The sequence below is a fragment of the Agrococcus baldri genome (assembly GCA_900114805.1).
Taxonomy (GTDB): Bacteria; Actinomycetota; Actinomycetes; order Actinomycetales; family Microbacteriaceae; genus Agrococcus; species Agrococcus baldri.
The window spans coordinates 689,403-710,135 of the sequence record FOZN01000002.1 but is presented as its reverse complement, the minus strand read 5'-3'; the positions used below and the strand labels follow the sequence as shown (position 1 = coordinate 710,135).

The following is a 20,733-nucleotide window of genomic DNA, read 5'->3' as shown; positions in this document are numbered from 1 at the left end:
GCTGCCGACACCTTCCGCGCCGCGCCACCCACGAGCTGGGGCGCGGCGACTGCCGCACATTGCATGTGCGGCCACAGCTCGACCGGTCAACGACGACCATCGCGGCATCGCCCGCGATAGAACGGAGCTCAACGATGAGCAGCACCGACACCCGCCGCGCCAACGCCGGCACGCACGACAATGGCGGGAATGAACCCACCGCATCCGCCCCCGCCGCCCCCGCGTCAGGCGCGCCCGTGAAGCAGCGGCACAAGATCTGGCGCACGCTCGCGCTCGCCGGGCCGGCCTTCGTGGTGGGCGCCTGGCAGTTCGGGCCGGGCAACCTGGCCTCGGCTGTGCAGGCCGGCTCGGGCTATGGCTACGCGCTCATCTGGGTGATCGTCGTCTCGACCATCCTGATGATCTTCTTCACCGACATGAGTGTGCGACTGGGCATGCGCTCACCGCTTTCGCTGATCCAGTCCATCAAGGATGAGCTCGGCAAGCCCGTCGGCGTCATCGCGGGCATCGGGGTGTTCTTCATCACCCTGATGTTCTCCGTCGGCAACGCCGTCGGCTCGGGCCTCGGGCTGTCGCTGCTGCTCGGCGGCTCCCCGATCCTCTGGACGGTCGCGTGCACGGTGGTCGTGTTCGCCATCCTGCTGTTCCGCAACGTGTACCGCGCGGTCGAGAAGCTGCTGATCACGATCGTTGCTGTCATGGCGGTCGCCTTCATCGTCAGCGCGATCATCTCGAACGCCGCGTGGGCGCAAGCCGCCGCCGGACTCATGCCGAGCTTCCCCGCCGGCAGCGAGATCCTCATCGTCGCGCTGGTGGGCACGAACTTCTCGATCAACGCCGCGTTCTACAACTCGTACGGCATCAAGGAGCGCGGCCACAAGCGCGAGCAGTACCGCGACGTGACGTTCGTCGACACCATCCCCGGCATCGTCGCGCCTGGCATCATGACGATCCTCGTGATCATCGTCGCCGCTGCGGTGCTCGGTCAGACCGGCGAGGAGGCACGGACCGTGAACCAGCTCGCGGCGGTCTTCGAGCCGCTCGCCGGGCCCGTGGGCTCGGCCATCTTCGCCCTCGGACTCGCCGGCGCAGCCTTCTCGTCGATGATCGCCAACGCCACCGCAGGCGGCACGATGCTGTCGGATGCGCTGGGTCACGGAGCGTCGTCAGGCTCCCGCACCGCGAAGATCGTCTCAGCGATCATCCTGCTGTGGGGCATCGGCATCACGCTCGCGTTCCAGGAGTCGCCGGTGGGGCTGATCATCATGGCGCAAGCGCTGACCGTGCTCGTCGCTCCTCTGCTGGGCGCGCTACTCATCATCATGAGCAACCGCCGCGGCTTCATGGGCGAGCTCCGCAACACCTGGTGGAAGAACGTGTTCGCCGCGATCGGCTTCATCGCGATCCTGGCGACGTCTGTGCGGCTGGTGATGTCGCTCGTGAGCTGACCTTTGGAACTGATGCCCCGAAGCTCCAGCTTCGGGGCATCAGTGTTCGCTCCTGAGGCGCGAGTCCTACCGCTCCTCGTCAATGTCCTTGTGCGCGGATGTCAATGCGCTGGCGTCGGCATCGTCGTCCCGCCTCCGGCGGAATAGCGCACCGAAACGATCGGAAGCCGCGGTGGCCGCCGCCTTGGCGGCGCCGCCGGCGTCCTTGATGGCGGTCAGCGCCCTCGCCTCGTCGGCGACTCCGTCGCCGTCCAGGTCGACGGGTCGGAAGAAGTCCGCCGCATCTGAAGCCGCGCCGAGCGCGCGCTCCCGCGCAGCAGCCACCCCGCCACCATGCTGCGCAACTTCGGCGGCTGCACCGGCCTCGCGCACCATGCGCAGGTACTCTTCCGCGTCTACGCCGGGCGGGGGAAGTTCTCGCAGGTGCTCCACGAGGCGTCGTGATTGCACGCCGAGCATCACGTACGTCATCGCGCCCGAGACAACACCGCCGATCACCGGCACGACCTTGCTCGCGGCCTTCGCGAAGCTGTCCTTCGTCACCTGCACACCGATGAGGCGGAGCACCTGCTTCATCGGCCCGTACCACGCGGTCTTTGTCAGCGCGACGCCAGCGATCTGGCGCTGCACCGCGGGGCGAGCGACATTGGCGGCGAAAGCCGTGAGCGAGGCGGATGCTCCACCGACACCCATCATCACGCCGAGGAACGTAGCCAGCATGCCGAGCGTCTCGTCATCGATCTCGTCGGTGTCCTCGAGGAACGACTGCCATCCGTAGATGTAGGCGACCTTCTGCATGATGCGGAATGCATGGATGTAGAACTGCGTGATGTCGCCAGGCACCGATACGAGCATCGCAAGGCCACCGGGAATACCCGCGGCGAACGACAAGAACGTCGACTTTCGCGTCTCGAATTCGATCGCGCCAAGTGCCATCTCGTCGAGCATCGATGGCGTCACGCCGGCGGCTGCCGGATTCTCAGCAAGTGCCCGCTCGATGACGCTGCCCGACACGCCCCGCTTGTGAAGTTCGGACTTGAGGAAGTGCGCCCGGTCTACCTGCACGCCCCTGAGCCGCAGGACCTTTACGAGGAATGCGGCGGCGAATTCCTCTGCCTCCTGGCGCTGCTCCTCGGTCATCTCCCAGAGCGCTTCAGCCAGGCCCGGGTCGTCGACCTCGATCGGCTCCGCCGGGAGTTCACTCATCTCGATTGGCCCTGCGGGCACGTCACGCTTTTCGATGTTCATAGGCCATCTCGCTCCATCGGCATTCGATCCGGCGGAGCCGGCCGAATCGAACGTACCCCAGGATTGCGACGTAGACGTGTCACGCAGGCACTCGCCACACTCTGACAGCTCCGAAACCCGATCCAGCGTGCGCTGGCCGTGTCCGATCGCTTCAGTCGGTGTCACGCAGCTCAAGCAGAGTGCGCTCGAGCACACGTGCCTCATCGACCGACAGCGACCAACGCCGCGACGGGCCGTCGAGCGCGAACGCCGGTGACGCTACGACGGATGCCGCCGGTGCCGCGTTGCCAACGATTCGAACAGCGCGGGTGGGGGCGATTCGCAAGTCGCGCGCTCGGGGCAGATGGGTCGGCGCCGGCGGGGCGACGATGTAGCCCGATGCGACGTCCCCGTAGACCTGCAGGCGCGCATCCGACGTCGCCCACAACCACGCCAGCCACGCGCAGACGATGCCGTCGACCTCATCTTCGATGCGGTTCAGGTCGCCGTGCTTGGTCGCCGCCGCGGCGATGGAGCACAACTCGCCCCAGCGTGGTAGCTCGGTCACGCGCAGCGCGGGATCGCGGTCGAGCAAGTCGAGCAGCCGGCCGAACTCGCGCTTGCGGAAGTCGAAGGGGTACTTCGTCTTGTGCTTGTACTTCAGGATCAGGTCGAGCTCCCACAGGCCCACCATCGCGGGATGCGGGTACACCTCGATCGCGACGCCCGAGCGCGGACCGTCCGGATCGAGCGGCAGGCCCAGACGCCCGGCCAGCACTGCGCCGCGCGGTGGGTTGAACTCGGGCTTGCCGAGGTTGGTCGAGTGGGCGTACGCGTCGTAGCGGCCGAAGTGCTCCTGGATGAGTGACTCACAGCGCCGGCGACCGCTCGCGTTGGTGACGACCAACGGCGCGTCGATCGCGACGACGCCCAACGCATCCGCATGGCCGGAGATCCAGCCGAGGATCTCGTCGTCACTGAGCGCACTGCCCGAAGCGAGGAGCCTGCCCTCAGACGACACCGCCGCGAGGCCGGTGCGGTTCTTCGGGCCCCACGCCAGGTCGATCCCGATGTGGACTGAGGTCGCGGTCATGGCTTCACCCTACGGATCGTGCGGCGGCGGCTCGTGTCAGCGGTTCCGCATAGGTTCGCCATAGGTCGAGACGCCCCCAGCGGATCGGCCCCCTCTCCCCGACCCCCAGGCCGGTGGGTTCACCCTGTCAAGAGAGACCTCCATGTCCCACACCACCCCCTCGCAGGGCTTCGGCCCCGCACAGGCTGGCGGCGCAGCGCCGCAGGAGTCTGCTCCGCAGTACGCCGCGCCGGGCTACGCGCCCGCAGCCGGCACCGCACCCAACGTGGGCTTCGCGCCCGCGCCCGGGCACGCATCCGCCCCCAACTTCAGCGAACAGCAGGCGCCGCTGAAGAGCTTCGTCGCGACGTGGCTGTTCGCCATGCTGCTCGGCGTGCTCGGCGTCGACCGCTTCTACCTCGGGAAGGTCGGCACGGGCATCGTGAAGCTGCTCACGTTCGGCGGCCTCGGCATCTGGGCGCTCGTCGACCTGATCATCACGCTCGTGGGGAAGCAGACCGACAAGCTCGGGCGGCCGCTCGAGGGCTACGACCAGCACAAGAAGCTGGCGTGGATCGTCACCGGTGCCTGGGTGCTGCTCGGCGTGCTCATCGGGGCCGTGAACGGTGCGACCGCAGGCAACCGCGAGCCCGCCGCGGTGCCCGAGGTGTCACAGCCGGCAGCCGAGCCTGCTGCCGAGGTAGAGGACGAGCCCGCGGCGGAGGCGCCTGCGGAAGAGCCTGTCGACGAGCCCGCGGCGCCTGTCGAGGAACCGGCGGACGACGCTGCCTCGTGGGCGGCGGACACCTACGGCACGTTCGAGCCGGTGACGCGGCAGGGTTCGGGCGACTCGATCGTCGAGCTGCCGGCGGGCGCAGGCATCGTCACCGCCTCGCACAACGGGTCGGCGAACTTCATCGTGCAGGTGCTCGACGCGAGCAACGGTTCCACCGGCGACCTGCTGGTGAACACGATCGGCGCGTACAGCGGCACGGCCGTCTACGGCGTCAGCGCCTTCGGGGAGGGCGTGCGCCTGCAGGTGACTGCCGACGGTGCTTGGGAGCTGACGATCGCTCCGGTCGCGAGCGCGCCCGAGCTGGCCGCCTCAGGCAGCGGCGATGGCGTCTTCCTCTACGGCGGCGACGCTGGAGCGGCCGCGATCACGCACGACGGCGCCGCCAACTTCATCGTGCAGCAGCACAGCGACGACTTCCTCACGATGGGGCTGCTTGTCAACGACATCGGCGCGTACTCGGGCACGGTGCCGATCGGTGCGGGGCCGTCGGTCGTGACGGTCATGGCTGATGGCGGGTGGACGATCGCGGTGCAGTAGGCCGCGTCAGCGGCGGGCGCCGAGCGCGACTGCGTTCGGCTCCCGCTCTCCGTCCGCCGACGTGCGCCGGGATCAGCAGTTGTCACACACACCAGTCGCCGGCACCAGCATCCCGCACGGCGTACACGCGGCCGGTTGCCGCTGTTGGCGAAGGTCAGCCCTCGGAGGAGCTGCGCGTGAGACCCAGGAACTACCTGTCGGGGCCTTTACCTCGTTCGAAGAGATACCTGTAATCGCATATCCGAGTTCGGTGAGTCGGGCGGCGGCACCCTGCTTGCCGCCGGTGAACTCGCTTGGTGGCACGCCATGTTGCTTCTCGTAGGCGGCCGCGAATATCGCCTTCGAATCGTAGTGCCGATCCTCCTCTACGAGGAAGTACTCCCGAGCCTCACCGAGGCCATACCTTTCGAGGAAGGTATGGCGTCCCACGTGATCGAACTCGGCGATGGCCTCGTCGACGGCGTCTCGCGACGTGAGCTCGTCATAGGGCCTCATAGGTCGGCCGTACCGATCGGATCACGCAGGGGCTAGTCGCAGCAAGAGGTGACGCCCAGGCTGTGCCGATTGATGTCGTCATTCGGGCAGGTGCGCAAGCTCCTGCGCCGCGATGACGTCGACGACGAGCACGTCGACCAGGCCAGCGCGCAGCGCCGCCGCGATCGCGGGCGCCTTCTCAGGTCCCGCTGCCAAAGCCACGACCAACGGGATGCGTCGAAGCTCTTCGAGAGGCGTGCCGATGACCCGATCTTCGAGCAGGCTGCGGATCTCCTCACCCGACGCATCCATGAAGCGGCCGACGACGTGACCCACCGCTCCATGGCTATGCAGCCGACGCACCACGTCAGCCGTCAGCGCACCGCTGAACACCGATGCCGGATGCCGGAAGCCCGCACCGATGCCGATGAGCGCAACGTCGACCTGAGCCGCTCGCTCGAGAGCGTCTCGAACCTGCGGTGTCGCGCGAAGGTCGCGTGCCGCCTCGGCGCTGGGGGCAAGCAGCGGAGCGGACATGGTCACAGCCGTGCCGCCGAGTCGGTCGGCCACCTGCTGGATGAGCTCAGCACCATCGAGGATGCGCGTGCCCTGCGTCGCCCGGCCAGACATCTGCACGACTTCGACGCTGCGGTGCCGCAGCCCGTCGAGCGCATGCGGCAGACGCGAGTGCACGCGACCGTTCGTGAGCCCGATCCTCATCCCCGAGGCGAGGAGGTCGTCCAGCAGCGCCGAGCATTCGCGAGCGACCGCATCGAACCCGCTCTCCTGGGGCGCCTGCGTCGATGCCCGCACATGCTGCACGCCGTAGCGCGACTGGATGTTGCGCTCGAGTTCGACGCTGCGCTCGAACGGGTGCGCCACCTGGATGCGGACGATGCCGACCTCGCGCGCTTCCTTGAGCATGCGTCCGACCGTGGGCCTCGACATACCCGTGGCCTGCGCGATCTCAGCCTGACCCATCCCGTGCTCGTAGTACTGACGAGCGACCTCCAACAGGCGCATGCCGCGGTCCCGCTCAGGATCCTCCGCCCAGAGCGACGCCGTCAGCCGTGAGCGGATGCTCAATCGGCGATCCAGTTCGTCGCTCACATGTCGCTCCATGTAAGGAACACTAGGGACTGAGCCGAGCGACCGCCAAGAGCGGATGCTCACACCGCAATCGCAGCACGTGCACGGTCGGCCATAGCGTCGCGGCAGTTCCGATCCGGTCGATGGTGATCGGGAGACCTTCCTCACTCAAAGGAGAGCTGAGCATGCCAGCACTGAGCACCGCGGGATCGACCTCGATCCCAGCGATCGAACAGCGTCCGTTGACAAAGCGCCAGAGGGCGCTCGTCGGAGCGGCCGTCGTGAGCAACACCGTCGAGTTCTTCGACTTCTTCATCGTCGGCTTCATCCTGTCGATCATCGCCGAGCCTTGGGGCCTCACCTTCGGCGAGAGCGCGATCATCCTGCTGGCCGCCGGTCTCGGCACCACGCTCGGCGCACTCTTCTGGGGCCGCGTGGCCGACCGCATCGGCCGAAAGCCCACGTTCCTCTGGACCGTCGTCACCTTCTCGGTCGCGACCGGCCTCTGCGCCGCGGTGCCAGAAGGCGCATGGCTGCTGCTCGCACTGCTTCGCGTGGTCGTCGGCTTCGGCGTCGGCGGCCTGCCGGTGGTCGACATCCCGCTGATCTCGGAGTTCGTGCCCACCAAGATCCGCGCCCGCCTGGCGGGTCTCACCGTGGTCTTCATCCCGGTCGGCCTGTTCATGGGTGCGCAGGCTTCCGCGCTCTGGGGCGAGACGCTCGGCTGGCGCGGCCTGCTGCTGCTCGGACTGATTCCGGTGCTGCTCGTCTTCCCGATCCGCATGATCGTGCGAGAGTCCCCGCGCTGGCTCATTCAGCAGGGGCGCATGGAGGAGGCACGGGCAAACGTCGCCTGGTACCGCAACATGGACCCCGCCGACGTGCAGATGCCTCCGGCCGACGCCTTCCGCGACGAGCGGGCCGGCTTCGGCGAGGTGTGGCGCAACCACCGTCGGGCCCTCATCATCGCGACCCTCGGCTCGTTCTGCTTCATCACCGCATCCGCGTCGGTGCAGGCATGGGGGCCGACCCTGCTGACGCAGCTGCTCGCGATCACCCCCGCGCAGGCCGCGCAGATGTTCGTGCTCGTGAGCCTGGCGTCGCTCATCGGCCGGCTCTTCTCCTCGACCATGGCCGACATCATCGGCCGCAAGCCGATCATGATCCTCTCCGCGCTCATCGGTGGCGCGTTCGTCGTCACCTCCGCGCTGGCCGGCGACACCCTCGTGTTCGGCGCATCCCTCTTCTACCTGGGCGTGCTCGGCGCGTTCCTCTTCGGGGACGGTGCGTTCGGTGTGATCAACACCTACACATCGGAGATGTTCCCCTCGAACGTGCGAGCCACGGGTCTCGGCATGGCCTACGGCCTCGGCGCGCTGGGCAAGGTGTTCGGTCCCCTGCTGCTCGCGCTCGTCTCCGGCAGCAGCAACCTCATCACCCCTGCCGCGACGCAAGCAGCGGTCGCGCCCGCCTTTCTCATCATGGCCGGCCTGCTCGTGCTCGGCGCCGTCATCTACGCGATGGCGCCCGAGACGAAGGGCAAGAGCATCGAAGATCTCGACACCGCGTCGATGATCCGCCTCTCGGCGAAAGAGTCCGGCGCGATCCAGCGCCGCGGCACCACCAAGCAGACCGCTACGAATAGGAGCAACTGATGACCGTCTTCCGCACCATCCTCGGTGATGTCGACATCGCCGACATGGGCTACACGATGGCCCACGAGCACATCTTCACCCACCCGCAGGGCCACGGCAGCAAGAACGAGGACGACCACCTGCTGAACGACTTCGACAAGGGGGTGCAGATGCTGAAGGAGTACAAGGAGATCGGCGGCGGCACCATCGTCGAGGCCACGCCGAAGACGTGGGGTCGAAAGCCCCAGGCCATGGTGGACGCGTCGAAGGCGTCGGGCGTGCACGTCATGGCGTGCACCGGTTACATCTGCCAGGAGCACGGCATGGAGGCGAACATCACCGATCGCGGTGTCGACAACATCGCCGAGGAGTTCATCAAAGACCTGACGGTCGGCATGGACGACACCGACGCGAAGGCCGGCTGGATCAAGGTGGGCACCGCCTACCTGCACGTCACGCCCGGCGAGGACATGGTGATCCGTGCCGCCGTGCACGCCGCGCAGCAGACCGGTGCGCCCATCAGCACCCACACCACGGGCGGCACCATGGGCATCGAGCAGCTCGAGATCGCCGCATCCGAGGGCTTCGACCTGACGCGCATGACGATCGCCCACGTCGACCGCAACCCCGACCTCTGGTACCACCGCAAGATGCTCGAGACCGGTGCATCGCTGATCTACGACGGCCCCGGCAAGGCGAAGTACTACCCCGACTCGATCCGCGTCGACCTGTTGCGCCAGCTCATCAAGGACGGCTTCGAGGATCAGCTGATGATCTGCAACGACATGGGTCGTCGCTCGCACCACACCGTCTACGGCTTCGGCCCGGGCTGGCAGTGGATCAAGCAGCGCTTCATCCCGCGCCTGCTCGAGGAGGGCTTCACCGAGGAGCACATCCACAAGTTCATGTACGAGAACCCGGCGAAGCAGTACCACTGGGCGGAGCCGACGGCATGACCCAGATCCAGCTCGCACTCGACACCCGCACGGTCGAGGAGGCGGTCGCCGCTGCCTCCTCGGCCGCGGCCAGCATCAACATCGTCGAGGCCGGCACCGTGCTGTGCCTCTCGCAGGGGCTCGGCTCGATCGCCGCGCTGCAGGATGCTGTTCCCGGCCTGCCGATCGTCGCCGACATCCGCATCGCCCGCGCCGGACGCAAGTTCGCGCAGTTGGCGTTCGATGCGGGTGCCGATCGCGTGACCGTGGTCGGCGAGTCCGGGCTGGGCATCGTGCAGGGAGCGCTCGAGGCCGCGCAGTCGGCGGGCGGCGAGGTCGAGGTCGAACTGTGGGATGCGTGGACTGACGACGACGTGAAGGCCTGGGTCGATGCCGGGGTCGCCACGATCATCGCCCACCGCTCCGGCCGCTTCGACGCTGAGCACGACGACGACATCCGTGCCCATCTCGATCGGCTCGCCGCGCTCGACTTGGGCGAGACGACCGTCACCCTCGCGGGCGGCATCTCGGCGGGCGAGATGCGCTGGTTCGACACCGGCCAGTTCGACGCCGTGGTCGCCGGCTCCGCGATCGTCGGGGCTGCCGATCCGGGCGCAGCAGCGCGCGACCTGCGCGCCGCGCTCGAGCTGCAGGCGGTCGCATCATGACCCGCTTCGACGTGACAGCGATCGGCGAGGGTGGCATCCGCCTGAGCGTGCCGGCCGGTGAGCGGCTCGAGCGCGCGCAATCGTTCGAGATCGGCATCGCGGGTACCGAGGCGAACGTGCTCGCGGGGCTCTCGGCGCTGGGCTGGTCGACGTCGTGGTGCAGCGCGCTGCCCGACTCGGCGCTCGGTCGTCGGGTCGAGAACCAGCTTCGCACGCACGGCATCGACCTCTCGCTCGTTCGCCGGGTCCCCGGCGCACGGTTGGGCACCTACTACGTCGAGTACTCGGTGCCGCCGCGGCCGACGCAGGTCACGTTCGATCGGGCCGACACAGCCTTCGCGCTCATGCAGCCCGAAGCCGTCGACTGGGATGCATTGCTCGACACGCGCGTGCTGCACCTCACCGGCCTGACGGCGGCGCTCTCACCGAACGTCGCGGCCATCCTCGCGGAGGCGGTGAGCCGCGCGAAGGATGCCGGCGTGCCTGTCTCCCTCGACGTCAACTACCGCCGCAACCTCTGGGCGCCCGAGCAGGCGGCCGAGGCGCTTGCGCCGCTCGTCGCGAGCGCCGACATCCTGTTCTGCCGCACGGAGGACGCCACCACGCTGTGGGGCACCCCCACAGATTCTGAATCCGCGCTGGCAGCGATGCGGGAGCGCACCGGTGCCCGTTGGGTGCACCTGACCGACTCCGATCGCGGAATCTGGTCGTGGGTCGACGGCCAGGTTGCATCCACGCCCATCGTCCCGGTCTCGATCGTCGACCGACTCGGAGCCGGCGACGGCTTCGCGGCCGGCGCGCTGCACGGTTGGCTCGCCGACGACCATGCGACCTCCGCGCGCTACGGCGCCGTCATGGCCGCACTCGCCCTCTCGCAGCGAGGCGAGCAGGTCATCACCACCCGCGCCGAGCTCGATGAGCTGCTCATCGACCCCGAGCGCAGCCTCACACGCTGACCATCCCGAAAGGATCATCATGACCGACACGACCACTGCCGCCGACTGGCGCGTGGAGACGCATCGAGTCGCCCAGCGCATCCGCGCCCGCGTCCTCGAGATCACCCTCCTCAAGGACGGGTGCTACCTCAGCCAGGCACTCTCCTCCGCCGATGTGCTCGCCGCGCTTTACACGCGCATCCTGAAGCTCGCCCCGCTCGAGCAGCCGCTCGACTCCCCGGCTTTCGCCGGCGTGCCCGGTGCCGCGGATGCCTCGCCCTCCGGCGGGCGCTTCCACGGTGAGCACGGCCCTGACCTCGACCGCTTCCTCATCTCGCCCGCCCACTACGCCGTCGCGATCTACGCGGCGCTCGAGTCGGTCGGCCGCCTGCAGGACGGTGCGCTCGAGAGCTTCAACACCGACGGCTCGACGCTCGAGATGATCGGCGCAGAGCACTCCCCCGGCTTCGAGCTCACGACCGGATCGTTCGGGCAGGCGCTCTCGCAGTCTGGCGGCATCGCCTTCGCGCGCCGCCTGAAGGGCGACACCGGCCGCACCATGGTCTTCGTCTCCGACGGCGAGCTGGAAGAGGGTCAGACCTGGGAAGGCGTGCAGGCCGCAGCCTTCTACAAGCTCGATCGACTCGTCATGTTCGTCGATGTCAACGGCCAGCAGGTCGACGGCTGGACGAAAGACGTGATGAACATCGAACCGATCAACTCCCGGTTCGAAGCCTTCGGCTGGGACGTCGCGACCGTCGATGGCCACGACCTCGAGGCGATCGTCGACGCGGTCGAGACGAAGGAGGCGGACGGCAGGCCGCTCGTCGTCCTTCTCTATACCGACTCCGCCAAGGGCATGCCCTACCTCAACGCCCGCAAGCCGCACCTCCACTACGTGCGCGCCAAGACTGAAGAAGACCGTCGCGAGTTCGAAGCCGCGCTCGCCCGCCTGCAGGAGGAATCCCGATGACCGAGACCCAGGTGCACTCGCGCACGATCGTCGAATGGGCCGCCGACAAGCCTGAGGCCGTCGTGCTCTCGGGCGATCTCACCGGCAGCGTCGAGATCGCCGAGTTCAAGCGCACATACCCGGATCGCTTCTTCTCGCTCGGCATGGCGGAGCAGAACATGATCTCGTGGGCCGGCGGCATGGCACGCGAAGGCCTCGTGCCCTACCTCCACACCTTCAGCGTCTTCCTCGTGCGCAGGCCGTACGACCAGGTGGCGATGTCGGTCGCCTACCCGAACCTGCCCGTGAAGCTCGTCGGCTTCCTGCCCGGCATCATGACCCCCGGCGGCGTCACGCACCAAGCGATCGAGGACATCAACCTCATGCGCGGGCTGCCGAACATGACGGTGCTGGAGACCGGTGACGCCGCCGACATCGAGTCGGTGCTCGACGTCGCGCACGCGGTCGACGGCCCGGTCTACATCCGCATGCTGCGCGGCGCCGTGCCGCGGCTGTTCGACACCCCGATGGAGCTCGACAAGCTGCGCCACCTCAGTGAGGGCGAAGACGTCACCATCTTCTCGAGCGGCATCTGCACCGAGGAGGCGATCCGCGCCCGCCAAGTGCTCGAGGACGCCGGCATCTCCGTCACCCACCGGCACGTGACCACGCACAAGCCGTTCAGCGATCCGGCGATCGCCGAGGCGATCCGCGCCGCGGGCAAGGCCGTCGTCACGATCGAGAACCACAACGTCGTCGGCGGACTGGGTTCGGCGGTCGCCGAGCGGATGGCCGAGATCGGCGCGGGCGTGCCGCTCGTGCGGATCGGCATCCAGGACACCTTCGGCCAGGGCGCATCCGCACACTTCCTGATGGAGAAGCACGGCCTGACCGCTCGGCGCATCGTCGAGCGCGTCGCCGAGCAGCTCAGCGCGCAGGTCGACATCCCCGACGACATCGATGAGCTGGATGTCTCGGTGTCGGTCGGCGCCGACCAGCTCGAAGCGCTCTAGGAGGCATTCATGCTCGAAGCATTGAAGGAAGAGATCTGGCAGGCGAACCAGGAGCTCGCCGCCTCCGGCCTGGTGGTCGGCACGTCGGGCAACGTCTCCGGGCGCGACCCGGAGACCGGCCTGTTCGTCATCAAGCCCAGCGGCGTCAGCTTCGCCGACCTGCGACCCGAGCAGATGAGCGTCGTCGACGCGAGCGGCCAGCAGGTCGAGGGACCGCTCAAGCCGTCGGTGGACACGCTCTCGCACGCGTACGTCTACCGCACCAGGGACGACATCCAGGGCGTCGTGCACACGCATTCGCGCTACGCGACCGTGTTCGCGGTGCTGGGGGACGACATCCCCGTGCTGACGACCACGCACGCCGCCCTGTTCGGCGCGCCGATCCCCGTGTCGAACTACGCGGTGATCGGCGAGGAGGAGATCGGCAAGGAGATCGTCGAGAACGTCGGCGCTGGCACCGCAGTGCTCATCCGCTCGCACGGCGTCTTCACCATCGGTAGCGACTGGCGCAAAGCGCTGCGCTCTGCCCAGTACGTCGAGGAGTGCGCGGAGGTCGCGCATCTCGCACGACAGGTGCGGGAGCCAGAACCGCTGGCCGACGAGACGGTCGCCGCCTCGCGCGACTGGTACCTGCACGGCTACGGCCAGAAGGCGATCCTGAGCGGCTCGTGATGAACCCATCGACCGGAGGGCGGCTGCTTGCATCGGCAGCCGCCCTCGGCATCTACGAGAAGGCGCTCGCCGGTGCCGACTGGGCGGCGCGGTGCTCGGCCGCGGCTGCCGCCGGCTACGGCTTCATCGAACTGTCCGTCGACGACTCACCGCAGAAGCTCGCACGGCTGAACTGGAGCTCGACCGAGCAGCACCGGATGCGCCAGACCGCCGCCGCCGCCGGCGTGCGCATCGGAACGATCGTGCTCAGCGCGCATCGGACGTACCCCTGGGGCGCCGCTGACGACGCGACTCGTGAGATCGCAGACCAGCTGGCGTCCCGAGCCATCGATCTCGCCGCCGGGCTCGGAGCTGACCGCGTGCAGCTCGCCGGCTACTTCAGCTTCGAGGGACCTCGCCACGATCACGCTCGGGATTGCTACATCGAGGGCGTGCGACGAGCCGCGCGCCTGGCCGAGCATCGCGGCGTCCGTCTAGCCATCGAGAACATGGACGGCACCGACGTGCTCTCCGCGACCGACGCGACCGATCTCATCCGTGAAATCGACCGTGACGTCGTGCGGCTCTACCCCGACGTCGGCAACTTCGCGGGGAACGGTCTTGACGCCGCAGCCGAGCTGCGTGTAGCGCTGCCGCTCGCAGACGCCGTGCAGTTCAAGGATGCGCGGCTGGGCGAGTTCCGACGGGTGCCGTTCGGCGACGGCCTCGTCGATTGGCCGGCTGTCTTTCGCGAGCTCAGCAATGCCGCGTGGCGCGGCCCTGCATCGATCGAGATGTGGAACGACGACGGCGATCATGCGATGGCGGCGGATGCACTGGACTGGCTGCGGTCCACCCCTTCGACAGCCGCGTAGACGGTTCGCGGTGCATGGGGACGATCCGCACCGACAGCCCGGACATCCGGCTCGTGATCGGTCCGCGACTTCGTTGGCGGGCGTCAGCGTGAGAAGGTGCCGACCACGCGGTTCTGCTCGATGATCGCGTCGGCGTAGGCGTCGAGGAACTCCTCGCGACCGGGCTCCCCGTCGACCGCGCGCGAGAGCGCGTAGACCCAGAAGTAGTAGCGGTGGTCGCCGTGGCCGACCGGCGGCTGCGGGCCCATCCAGGCGGCATCGCCCGCCGAGTTCCGCGCCTGCCGGCCGGCGCCCGGGTCGACGTCGCCGCTCTGCGCCGGCAGCCCGTAGACCGCCCAGTGGGTGTAGCCGTGCGGCAGCGGCGCGTCGGGGTCGTGCACGACGATGGCGAGCTCCACCGCATCCGCCGGAACGCCGTGCACCGACAGCCTCGGCTGCTCGTTGCCGCCGTCGACCGTGAACCGGTCGGGAATGCGGCCGTTCGCCTCGAAGGCGTCGGTCGTGATCGCGAGGTCGGCGATGTTCAGACCCATGGCGTGCTCCTTCGTGTCGTCTTCCCTCGACGCTGGCATCGACCGGCTCGAGATACAAGAGCGGCGTCCTCCGCGACGACCAGCTGGACACTGCGCACTCGGGCGACGCTCGACCGCTTAGGCTCAGGCATGGCCGCTCCCGCACCCCGCTTCCTCGACCTCGCCGATCCCGCCTTCGACGTCACCGCATCCGCTGTGCATGACGCACGCGATGAGAGCTGGTACGCCGAGACGCCCTACGGCTGGGCGGTGCTGCGCTACGAGGAGGGCACGGCGCTGCTGAAGGACCGCCGCTTCCAGCAGGGCAACGCCAAGTGGCCCGACCAGAACGGCATCCACGACGGGCCCTGGCGCGAGTGGTGGCAGCAGACGCTGCTGAGCATCGAGGGCGACGACCACCTGCGGCTGCGGCGGCTGCTCGGGCCGGCGTTCCGCATGAAGACGATCGAGGCGATGCGGCCGCGCTTCCAGGCGCTGGCGAACGAGCTCATCGACGGCTTCGCCGGGCGCGGCGAGGTGGAGTTCGTGAGCGAGTTCGCCGAGCCCTACTCGAGCCGCATCCTCTGCATGCTGCTGGGCCTGCCCGACGACGAGTGGCCGCAGGTGGCGCACTGGGCCGACGACCTCGGCAAGTCGTTCGGCATCAACGTGCGGGCCGATCTGCCGCGCATCGAGGCGGCGCTCGAGGGCCTCAGCGGCTACATCGAGCAGGTCATCGCCGACCGCCAGGCGCAGCCGCAGGACGACCTCGTCTCGACCCTCATCGCCGCACATGAGGGGTCGGATGCGCTGTCTCGCCACGAGCTGTCGGTCGCGCTGGTCTTCCTCGCGTTCGCGGGCATGGAGACGACTCGCAACCAACTGGGCCTCGCCCTGCAGACCTTCCTGGCGCATCCCGACCAGTGGGCCCTGTTGGCCGAGCAGCCGGAGCTCGGCGGCCGCGCCGTCGAAGAGGTCATGCGGGTCGCGCCGACCGTCACCTGGGTCACGCGCGAGGCGATCGAGGATGTCGACCTGCACGGCCTGCGCATCCCCGCCGGCGGCATCGTGCAGGTGCTCTCGCACTCGATCGGCACCGACGAGCGCGCCATGGCCGAGCACGCACCCTTCGACATCCGCATCGACGACCGGCCGCTGCACTCCGGCTTCGGCGGCGGCGTGCACCACTGCCTCGGCCACTTCGTCGCCCGCACCGACATGGCCGTCGCGCTGCCGCTGCTCGCAAAGCGGATGCCGGATGTCGAGGCCGACGGCCCGGGCGAGTGGCTGCCGGTCTCGGGCAACACCGGCCCCGTGCGCTTCCCGCTGCGGTTCACGCCGGAATAGAGAGTCGGATCGCGTCTCGCTACTCGCCGTCGACTCAGGGGACACCCCGCATAGGAACCAAACAAGACAGCTTCGGAGTCAGCGAGAGCCCTAACTTCTGCCGAAGATGCGCGCTTTCCAGTCGTCGTCAACCGTAATCTGAGCAGAGCAATCGAGCTGGCGTCAGCCACCGACAGGAACGGGGTCCCGATGGATGCTGCGAGCATCGGCGCGATCGTCGTCGTGACAATAGTGCTGCTCGGCGGCGGCGCTTGGCTAACCTGGTGGCTCCTCCAGCGAAGCAAGGAGAAAGCGCGGGTTGCCGCGATGCCGCCCGCTGTGCGCCAAGTCCATGACGCCGCCATAGCCAACGCTCGACAGTTGAAGGTCGTGCACGCTGCGCTAGCCAAAGAGGACCGCGCCTATCAGAAACGGGTCGCGGCGGCTCACCAAGCATTGGGAGCAGCGCACCAAGTCGGCTCCCGGCCGCTCGGGACCGTGCAAGGCCATGGCGCTGCAATCTCACTCTTTGAGGATCGACTGGTGTATTCAACCGGCGGCCGGCAATGGACATATCCGCTCGATCCGTCCCTACGCGCGTGGGTCGATGCATCGGGAGCCATCTACTCGACCGAACGAAGCACGTTCACGAGGATGGCGGGGGGTGCGGTAGTCGCGGGTAAAGCTGGCTTGGTCGCGGGGGCAGCTGCTCGCAAAACTTCGGTGCAGGACGGTCGCGAGCTCTACCTGAGTGTGGAGAGCCAGCAGTTCGCGATATCGATGCCGTGCCGCCCCGATCACGGCGCTGGCGTGCGACAGTTCGCCTCGGCGATCACCACTGCGGCTCGGCAGGCTCAGGCAGTGCAACAGCAAAGACCCGGCGCCATCGCGCACGCGGAATTCGGGTTAGCGCAAGCGAAGGGGTCAACCGCAGAGATCGCGCGCGCTCGCGCGGAGATCACGAGGCTCGAGCAGGCTCGCCACCAGATCGTGGCCGCGCAACGGCAGTTCGAGGCGACGGCACAGCACCAGAGCGCACTGCCACCCGGCGGCCAAGCGACTCCGCAGTAAGCGTCGCGATCACCCGAGCTTTGACAGCTGGCAGCTGCCATTGCGTGCCGCATCCGCCGACCTGCCCCTCGGACGCGCCCGTCGGTGGCCATGTGGGCATGACGCCAGCTTCGGCTAGACCTTCGCCGGAGAAGTAAAGGGTCAGCCCGGCAGCGGTTCGCCGCAGTCGCGGCAGGTGGCCGCGACGGGGACGACCATGAAGCAGTTCAGGCAGGTGGTCTCCTTGAGCGCCGGCGTCGGCGCTGCCGAGGCGGTCGATGGGCGGCTGTGGGCGGTCGAGCCGGTGGCCGTGCGGCGGGGCTGTCGCTGCGCGCGCTCGGGCAGCGGCGCGAGCACGACCGGGCTGCCGCCGTCGGCGGGTATCGTCGCGCCGAAGTGGCGGTAGCACGCGAGGCGGTCCTCGGCGGCGACCCGCTCGCGGGTGCGCTCGTCGGTGCCTGCTGGCACGCCGGGATAGTCGCTGCCGATGCGCCGCTCGGCCGTGACGCACAGGGACGTGAGCTGCGGCTCTCCGCGCTGCTGCGCATCCGCCCCCACTCTGCCGAGCACGCGGTCGATCCACTCCTCGGCCGGATGCCGCGTCGTGATGCCGGTGCTCGCCTGGATGCGCTCGCTCAGGCCGTCGTGGGTGATCCACGCGCCGTAGTCGCGCGCGGTCTCGACCAGCACCTCGCGGGCGGCCGGCCACCACTGGCGCACGGCGTCGGCCTGCGAGACGTACTGGCCGTTCGCGAGCTCGGGCATGGTCTCCTCCTCACCGGTGCTGCGTCAACGCTATCGACCTGGCCGCCTCGCGCGAGACTCGCGCGCGCCGCGCGAAACGAGCCCCTGCCCGCTCCTCACCCCTGCGGCACCGCCGGCGGCGCGACGCGAGGCGCCTTCGGGCGCCGCCGGCTCGCGCCGATCGCCCACTCCAGCACCAGTGCCAGCCACCCGACCAGCCATGCCACCGCGCCCAGCGTCGCCAGCGCATCCGACACATCATGCGCCGCTGACGGCGAGACCGGTGACCCGAGCAACATCGTGAGCAGCGACTGCACCGACTCGCGGGTGTCGCCGCCGTCGATCATGGCGAACCCGAGCAGCACGACGCCGACCGACGTCAGCCACGCCCAGACGATCGAGCGCGTGCGGCGCGCGCCCTGCCGCAGCACGCCGTCGCGGCGCAGCATGCCGCGCGCGACCGCCACGACGAGCAGCACGCAGCCGATGATCAGCACCGGGCTCCAGAGCAGGATGAAGAGCATGAGCCAGCCCGAGCTCACCGACTTCAGCGCGAAGCCCACGAGCGGCGCGACGATCGCGGCCCACGCGACGACGGTCATGGGCGGGCCGGATGCGGTGGCGGGCGTCGTCATGGGAACAGGATGACCGAGATGGCCGGGCTGGGCCAGCAGGAAGCCAGATCTGCCCGGCTGGCGGCTTGCCCCGACCGCCCCGAGGCGACAGGCTTGCCGAGTACCTGATCGAGGAGGCCACCATGGGCAGCGGCACCACCCGGCTCGACGACGAGCACCTCGCCGACTACCTGAACGAGCACCTGCTGGCCTCGGAGGGCGGGCTGCGCGCGTTCAAGGCGGCCGCCGACACCTGGGCGGGCACGCCGCACGAGCGCACCCTGCACGCGCTCGTGGGCGAGATCGAGCGGGATCGGCACGACCTCGCGCAGCTGATCCAGCGGCTCGGCTACCGCCCCACCGGTTGGAAGCGCGCGCTCACCCTCGCCTTCGCGACCGTCGGCCGAGCGAACCCGGTCAACCTGCTGCGCCGCACGGGCGGCAGCATGGCGCAGCTCGAGCTCGATGTGCTCACCGGCGCCGTGCGCGCCAAGCGCTCGATGTGGGACACGCTGCTCGAGATCGCCGGCGACGAGCCCCGCCTCGACCCTCGCCTGCTGCACGACCTCGCCGCCCGCGCCGATCAGCAGATCGGCGAGCTGCAGAACATCAGCCGCGCCACCTGCCGCGACCGCTTCCTGGAGACCGCGTGACCTCCGCCGTCATCGTCGGCGCCGGCCCGAACGGCCTCACCGCCGCGGCGGTGCTCGCCCGGGCGGGGCTCGAGGTGACCGTGCTGGAACGGCTCGACCACGTCGGCGGCGCCAGCGCATCCGCCCCCGCCTTCGGCGAGCAGTCGCTCATCGATCTGGGTGCCGCGGCGCATCCGTTCGGCGTCACCAGCCCCGCCTTCCGCGCGCTCGGCCTCGAGCAGCACGGGCTCGAGTGGGTGCACGCCGACTACCCGATGGCGCACCCGCTGCCCGGCGGCCGGGCCGCCATCCTGCACCGCGACGCCGAGCAGACCGCCCGCGAACTCGGCGTCGACCGCGACGCCTGGCTGCGCCTGCACGCACCCGCCACCGAGGATCCCTACGCGACGGCAGCGAGCATCCTCTCCCCCATCCTCCCGTGGCCCGAGCGCCCGCTGCACCTGGCGCGCATCGGCGTGCGCGGCGCCTGGCCGACCAGCCTGCTCGCCCCGGCGATCTTCCGCTCCGGCGCCGCGCGGGCGCTCTTCGCCGGCAACGCCACCCACGCGACGCTGCCGCTGGGCATGCCGCTCACCAGCGCCTTCGGCATCGCCTTCGGCGGGGTCGGCCACTCGGCCGGCTGGCCGTTCGCGAAGGGCGGGTCGCAATCGGTGGCGGATGCGCTGCGTCGCGTCGCCGAGGCCGCCGGCGCCCGCATCGAGACGGGCGTCGAAGTCACCGACCTCGCGCAGCTGCCGGCGGCGGACGTCGTCCTGCTCGACATCACCCCGCGCCAGCTGCTGCGGCTCGCGGGCGACCGGCTCGCGGGCCCCTATGCGAAGCGGATGGCCGGCTGGAAGTACGGCCCCGCAGTCTCCAAGCTCGACCTGCTGCTCGACGGCCCGGTGCCGTGGGAGGACGAGCGCGTCGCCCGCGCGGGCTCCGTGCACGTGGGCGGCACACTGCCCGAGATCGCCGCGGCCGAGCGCGACGTCGCCGCCGGCCGCATGCCAGAGCGGCCGTTCGTGCTGCTCACCCAGCCGACCGTCGCCGACCCGGAGCGGGCTCCTGCCGGGAAGCACCTGGTGTGGGCCTACGCGCACGTGCCGCACGCCTGGCCGGGCGACGCATCCGCCCACATCGAGGCGCAGATCGAGCGCTTCGCCCCCGGCTTCGGCGAGCGCGTGCTCGAGCGGCGCTCGTCGCCTCCGGCGGCGCTCGAGCTGTGGAACTCGAACCTCGTGGGCGGCTCGATCGGCGGCGGCTCGATCGGCGGCACGCAGCAGCTGCTGCGGCCGCGACCGCTCAAGCCCTACCGCGTGCCGATGGACGGCAGCGTCTACCTCTGCTCCTCCTCGACCCCGCCCGGCGGCGGCGTGCACGGCATGAGCGGCTGGCATGCGGCGCACGCGGTGCTCAAGGATCTCGGCGCCTAGTCAGCAGCCATCGAACCCACCTGTGGACGGCGGCAACGCCCAGGCATCGCGATCTGGCAGGTGTACCACCTGCAGCAGCGCCGCCTCGCACAGATCGCACGCGAGCGCGGCGT

22 protein-coding genes are annotated in these 20,733 nt (G+C 69.2%); 14 read left to right on the top strand and 8 right to left on the bottom strand.

Going from position 1 to position 20,733, the window contains the following annotated elements:
• Nucleotides 1-134 precede the first annotated feature (134 nt).
• Entirely contained in the window at nt 135-1,448 is a 1,314-nt protein-coding gene (locus tag BM288_RS07690) for an Nramp family divalent metal transporter (RefSeq protein ID WP_092917462.1), read from the top strand.
• Between the two features lie 66 nt (nt 1,449-1,514).
• Here BM288_RS07690 and BM288_RS07685 read toward each other — a convergent pair whose 3' ends face one another.
• Complete coding sequence (locus BM288_RS07685) at nt 1,515-2,696, bottom strand: hypothetical protein (RefSeq protein ID WP_092917460.1); 1,182 nt, start codon at nt 2,694-2,696, stop codon at nt 1,515-1,517.
• A 151-nt stretch (nt 2,697-2,847) separates the two neighbouring features.
• Nucleotides 2,848-3,768 carry a DUF429 domain-containing protein gene (locus tag BM288_RS07680; protein WP_092917458.1) on the bottom strand — a complete coding sequence of 307 codons (921 nt, stop codon included), beginning with the start codon at nt 3,766-3,768 and terminating at the stop codon, nt 2,848-2,850.
• Nucleotides 3,769-3,910: 142 nt separating this feature from the next.
• Here BM288_RS07680 and BM288_RS07675 point away from each other — a divergent pair, with 142 nt between their 5' ends.
• Nucleotides 3,911-5,080: a TM2 domain-containing protein gene (locus tag BM288_RS07675; RefSeq protein ID WP_092917456.1), complete on the top strand. Its 1,170-nt coding sequence runs from the start codon at nt 3,911-3,913 to the stop codon at nt 5,078-5,080.
• A gap of 72 nt (nt 5,081-5,152) precedes the next feature.
• Here BM288_RS07675 and BM288_RS14310 read toward each other — a convergent pair whose 3' ends face one another.
• The 3 genes from BM288_RS14310 to BM288_RS14630 form a co-directional block, all read right to left on the bottom strand.
• Nucleotides 5,153-5,575: a ScoMcrA-related endonuclease gene (locus BM288_RS14310; RefSeq protein ID WP_143103060.1), complete on the bottom strand. Its 423-nt coding sequence runs from the start codon at nt 5,573-5,575 to the stop codon at nt 5,153-5,155.
• A 78-nt stretch (nt 5,576-5,653) separates the two neighbouring features.
• Nucleotides 5,654-6,664, bottom strand: coding sequence for a sugar-binding transcriptional regulator (locus BM288_RS07665; RefSeq protein ID WP_318255402.1), 1,011 nt, complete (start codon nt 6,662-6,664; stop codon nt 5,654-5,656).
• Between the two features lie 22 nt (nt 6,665-6,686).
• Nucleotides 6,687-6,959 carry a hypothetical protein gene (locus tag BM288_RS14630; RefSeq protein ID WP_318255401.1) on the bottom strand — a complete coding sequence of 91 codons (273 nt, stop codon included), beginning with the start codon at nt 6,957-6,959 and terminating at the stop codon, nt 6,687-6,689.
• Here BM288_RS14630 and BM288_RS07660 point away from each other — a divergent pair.
• The 8 genes from BM288_RS07660 to BM288_RS07625 are packed head-to-tail and all read left to right on the top strand — an operon-like array spanning nt 6,925 to nt 14,306.
• On the top strand, nt 6,925-8,298 hold the full coding sequence (locus tag BM288_RS07660; protein ID WP_177220297.1) for an MFS transporter: 1,374 nt from the start codon (nt 6,925-6,927) through the stop codon (nt 8,296-8,298). The genes BM288_RS14630 and BM288_RS07660 overlap by 35 nt on opposite strands.
• The gene (locus BM288_RS07655; RefSeq protein WP_092917448.1) at nt 8,298-9,233 is read left to right on the top strand and encodes a phosphotriesterase family protein; all 936 of its coding nucleotides are present in this window, start codon (nt 8,298-8,300) and stop codon (nt 9,231-9,233) included. Before BM288_RS07660 ends, BM288_RS07655 begins: the two co-directional genes overlap by 1 nt.
• Nucleotides 9,230-9,880, top strand: a complete 651-nt coding sequence (locus BM288_RS07650; RefSeq protein ID WP_092917446.1) for an orotidine 5'-phosphate decarboxylase / HUMPS family protein — start codon at nt 9,230-9,232, stop codon at nt 9,878-9,880. The genes BM288_RS07655 and BM288_RS07650 overlap by 4 nt, the downstream gene beginning before the upstream one ends.
• A complete protein-coding gene (locus tag BM288_RS07645) occupies nt 9,877-10,836 on the top strand; it encodes a sugar kinase (protein ID WP_092917444.1) in 960 nt (319 codons plus the stop codon). The genes BM288_RS07650 and BM288_RS07645 overlap by 4 nt, the downstream gene beginning before the upstream one ends.
• A 19-nt stretch (nt 10,837-10,855) precedes the next feature.
• The gene (locus BM288_RS07640; protein WP_092917442.1) at nt 10,856-11,788 is read left to right on the top strand and encodes a transketolase; all 933 of its coding nucleotides are present in this window, start codon (nt 10,856-10,858) and stop codon (nt 11,786-11,788) included.
• Nucleotides 11,785-12,780 (top strand): transketolase family protein, encoded by a 996-nt coding sequence (locus BM288_RS07635; RefSeq protein WP_092917440.1) that lies wholly within the window; start codon nt 11,785-11,787, stop codon nt 12,778-12,780. Before BM288_RS07640 ends, BM288_RS07635 begins: the two co-directional genes overlap by 4 nt.
• A gap of 9 nt (nt 12,781-12,789) precedes the next feature.
• Nucleotides 12,790-13,452 (top strand): L-ribulose-5-phosphate 4-epimerase, encoded by a 663-nt coding sequence (locus BM288_RS07630; RefSeq protein ID WP_092917438.1) that lies wholly within the window; start codon nt 12,790-12,792, stop codon nt 13,450-13,452.
• Nucleotides 13,452-14,306: an L-ribulose-5-phosphate 3-epimerase gene (locus BM288_RS07625; RefSeq protein WP_092917436.1), complete on the top strand. Its 855-nt coding sequence runs from the start codon at nt 13,452-13,454 to the stop codon at nt 14,304-14,306. Before BM288_RS07630 ends, BM288_RS07625 begins: the two co-directional genes overlap by 1 nt.
• 83 nt (nt 14,307-14,389) lie before the next feature.
• Here the strand turns inward: BM288_RS07625 and BM288_RS07620 are convergent, their stop codons facing one another.
• Nucleotides 14,390-14,839, bottom strand: coding sequence for a YbhB/YbcL family Raf kinase inhibitor-like protein (locus tag BM288_RS07620; RefSeq protein WP_092917434.1), 450 nt, complete (start codon nt 14,837-14,839; stop codon nt 14,390-14,392).
• 129 nt (nt 14,840-14,968) lie between these two features.
• On the opposite strand from BM288_RS07620, the gene BM288_RS07615 reads away from it, so the two are divergent.
• Together BM288_RS07615 and BM288_RS14305 are read left to right on the top strand one after the other, a co-directional pair.
• Nucleotides 14,969-16,165 carry a cytochrome P450 gene (locus tag BM288_RS07615; RefSeq protein WP_092917432.1) on the top strand — a complete coding sequence of 399 codons (1,197 nt, stop codon included), beginning with the start codon at nt 14,969-14,971 and terminating at the stop codon, nt 16,163-16,165.
• Nucleotides 16,166-16,354: 189 nt separating this feature from the next.
• A complete protein-coding gene (locus BM288_RS14305) occupies nt 16,355-17,215 on the top strand; it encodes a hypothetical protein (RefSeq protein WP_143103059.1) in 861 nt (286 codons plus the stop codon).
• A 141-nt stretch (nt 17,216-17,356) separates the two neighbouring features.
• On the opposite strand, the gene BM288_RS07605 is transcribed toward BM288_RS14305, so the two are convergent.
• Both BM288_RS07605 and BM288_RS07600 read right to left on the bottom strand, forming a co-directional pair.
• Nucleotides 17,357-17,959 (bottom strand): hypothetical protein, encoded by a 603-nt coding sequence (locus BM288_RS07605; RefSeq protein WP_092917428.1) that lies wholly within the window; start codon nt 17,957-17,959, stop codon nt 17,357-17,359.
• Nucleotides 17,960-18,054: 95 nt separating this feature from the next.
• Nucleotides 18,055-18,573 carry a hypothetical protein gene (locus tag BM288_RS07600; RefSeq protein WP_092917426.1) on the bottom strand — a complete coding sequence of 173 codons (519 nt, stop codon included), beginning with the start codon at nt 18,571-18,573 and terminating at the stop codon, nt 18,055-18,057.
• Nucleotides 18,574-18,695: 122 nt separating this feature from the next.
• On the opposite strand from BM288_RS07600, the gene BM288_RS07595 reads away from it, so the two are divergent.
• Together BM288_RS07595 and BM288_RS07590 are read left to right on the top strand one after the other, a co-directional pair.
• Nucleotides 18,696-19,205 (top strand): hypothetical protein, encoded by a 510-nt coding sequence (locus tag BM288_RS07595; RefSeq protein ID WP_092917424.1) that lies wholly within the window; start codon nt 18,696-18,698, stop codon nt 19,203-19,205.
• Nucleotides 19,202-20,620, top strand: coding sequence for a phytoene desaturase family protein (locus tag BM288_RS07590; protein WP_318255400.1), 1,419 nt, complete (start codon nt 19,202-19,204; stop codon nt 20,618-20,620). The genes BM288_RS07595 and BM288_RS07590 overlap by 4 nt, the downstream gene beginning before the upstream one ends.
• The last annotated feature ends 113 nt before the right edge of the window (nt 20,621-20,733 follow it).

Excerpts from the sequence above, each read along its gene's own strand:
- BM288_RS07650 (WP_092917446.1), top strand. The coding sequence starts at position 9,230 with ATGACCCAGATCCAGCTCGCACTCGACACCCGCACGGTCGAGGAGGCG.
- BM288_RS07630 (WP_092917438.1), top strand. The coding sequence starts at position 12,790 with ATGCTCGAAGCATTGAAGGAAGAGATCTGGCAGGCGAACCAGGAGCTC.
- BM288_RS07640 (WP_092917442.1), top strand. The coding sequence starts at position 10,856 with ATGACCGACACGACCACTGCCGCCGACTGGCGCGTGGAGACGCATCGA.
- BM288_RS07635 (WP_092917440.1), top strand. The coding sequence starts at position 11,785 with ATGACCGAGACCCAGGTGCACTCGCGCACGATCGTCGAATGGGCCGCC.
- BM288_RS07620 (WP_092917434.1), bottom strand. The coding sequence starts at position 14,839 with ATGGGTCTGAACATCGCCGACCTCGCGATCACGACCGACGCCTTCGAG.
- BM288_RS07655 (WP_092917448.1), top strand. The coding sequence starts at position 8,298 with ATGACCGTCTTCCGCACCATCCTCGGTGATGTCGACATCGCCGACATG.
- BM288_RS07600 (WP_092917426.1), bottom strand. The coding sequence starts at position 18,573 with ATGACGACGCCCGCCACCGCATCCGGCCCGCCCATGACCGTCGTCGCG.
- BM288_RS14305 (WP_143103059.1), top strand. The coding sequence starts at position 16,355 with ATGGATGCTGCGAGCATCGGCGCGATCGTCGTCGTGACAATAGTGCTG.
- BM288_RS07675 (WP_092917456.1), top strand. The coding sequence starts at position 3,911 with ATGTCCCACACCACCCCCTCGCAGGGCTTCGGCCCCGCACAGGCTGGC.
- BM288_RS07595 (WP_092917424.1), top strand. The coding sequence starts at position 18,696 with ATGGGCAGCGGCACCACCCGGCTCGACGACGAGCACCTCGCCGACTAC.
- BM288_RS07680 (WP_092917458.1), bottom strand. The coding sequence starts at position 3,768 with ATGACCGCGACCTCAGTCCACATCGGGATCGACCTGGCGTGGGGCCCG.
- BM288_RS07605 (WP_092917428.1), bottom strand. The coding sequence starts at position 17,959 with ATGCCCGAGCTCGCGAACGGCCAGTACGTCTCGCAGGCCGACGCCGTG.
- BM288_RS07645 (WP_092917444.1), top strand. The coding sequence starts at position 9,877 with ATGACCCGCTTCGACGTGACAGCGATCGGCGAGGGTGGCATCCGCCTG.
- BM288_RS07625 (WP_092917436.1), top strand. The coding sequence starts at position 13,452 with ATGAACCCATCGACCGGAGGGCGGCTGCTTGCATCGGCAGCCGCCCTC.
- BM288_RS07615 (WP_092917432.1), top strand. The coding sequence starts at position 14,969 with ATGGCCGCTCCCGCACCCCGCTTCCTCGACCTCGCCGATCCCGCCTTC.
- BM288_RS07690 (WP_092917462.1), top strand. The coding sequence starts at position 135 with ATGAGCAGCACCGACACCCGCCGCGCCAACGCCGGCACGCACGACAAT.
- BM288_RS14630 (WP_318255401.1), bottom strand. The coding sequence starts at position 6,959 with ATGAAGAAGTCGAAGAACTCGACGGTGTTGCTCACGACGGCCGCTCCG.
- BM288_RS14310 (WP_143103060.1), bottom strand. The coding sequence starts at position 5,575 with ATGAGGCCCTATGACGAGCTCACGTCGCGAGACGCCGTCGACGAGGCC.
- BM288_RS07685 (WP_092917460.1), bottom strand. The coding sequence starts at position 2,696 with ATGAACATCGAAAAGCGTGACGTGCCCGCAGGGCCAATCGAGATGAGT.